The 908-nt window shown below is 46.9% G+C and carries 1 protein-coding gene and 1 tRNA gene; one reads left to right on the top strand and one right to left on the bottom strand.

The genetic code is table 11. The features are described from left to right. Positions 1 to 440 (bottom strand): helix-turn-helix domain-containing protein (locus tag B5G42_RS17625; RefSeq protein WP_087273177.1); only part of this gene is annotated, 440 nt, incomplete at its 3' end. A gap of 350 nt (positions 441 to 790) precedes the next feature. Here B5G42_RS17625 and B5G42_RS18320 point away from each other — a divergent pair. After that, a tRNA-Ser gene (locus tag B5G42_RS18320) sits at positions 791 to 860 on the top strand. Positions 861 to 908: the final 48 nt, after the last annotated feature.

Raw genomic sequence — 908 nt, 5'->3', positions numbered from 1 at the left:
GGGCTTATCAGAAAGTCCAGCATAAAATCCTTTGGGACGGTGTACTGCTTTCCAGGCTGGAAAGCCTTCAGAATCCCTGTGCTGATCCACCGCACGATTGCCGAGGACGAAAAGCCTGTGATCTGCTGAATATCCTTTACGGAAAGCAGGTCTGAGTAGGGAGAGAGGTGTTCGTCATAGAATGTTCTCATAGCACAGATATAGGGACTGTCTGCTTCCTGTCTGCACTCACGCCGATAGAGATAGGCAAGAATGTCCGTCAGCTTGATTTTGTGGCTACGGATCAGGTGGTTTTGCTCAATGGTGTAGGGAATCTCACCTTGTTGCTCTAAATTGTAGGCGGTCTTGGGACAGATGTGGCAGATCTCGCATAGTTCCCGTTTGGTTACGTAGGCGGGATACTTTGCGACGATGTCGGGGTAATACTTAGTCAAATCCATGTGCAGCACTCACTTTCTTGTTCATCTGTCATTGGTAGGTGAGGTACTTCACTGGTGTGTAAAATATTGGATTTTGAAGTGGGTTCAAATAAGATCAAGTTGTCTAATCAAAATGGTGATTTGCATTTTCGTGAAATGGTATGGGTGTGAATACCCCTAATCTGGTGTCCAGTTCTATCCTTGTTCTATCCTCCGGTCATAATTCGGGGCAAAAACGGGAAGAACTCGGAAAACCCGGTGGGTTCAAATAAAAGCGAAAAACGGAAGCCAAAATCCGCAGTATACCGCAGCTTTTGGGCTTCCGTTGTGTACTTCCATCTTCGCTTAATTTCCACCAAAAGTCATAAGCGGGAAATGACTCGAAATGCGGTAGGTCGGCTCAAAACCGGCGCGAGAGTTCGAATCTCTCCATCTCCGCCATGAGGTCTGCCAGCGAAAAGCTGGTAGACCTCTTTCCTTTTTATGGAG

The sequence above is a fragment of the Flavonifractor sp. An91 genome (assembly GCF_002159225.1).
Taxonomy (GTDB): Bacteria; Bacillota; Clostridia; order Oscillospirales; family Oscillospiraceae; genus Flavonifractor; species Flavonifractor avicola.
This window is presented reverse-complemented; position numbering and strand designations above follow the sequence as displayed.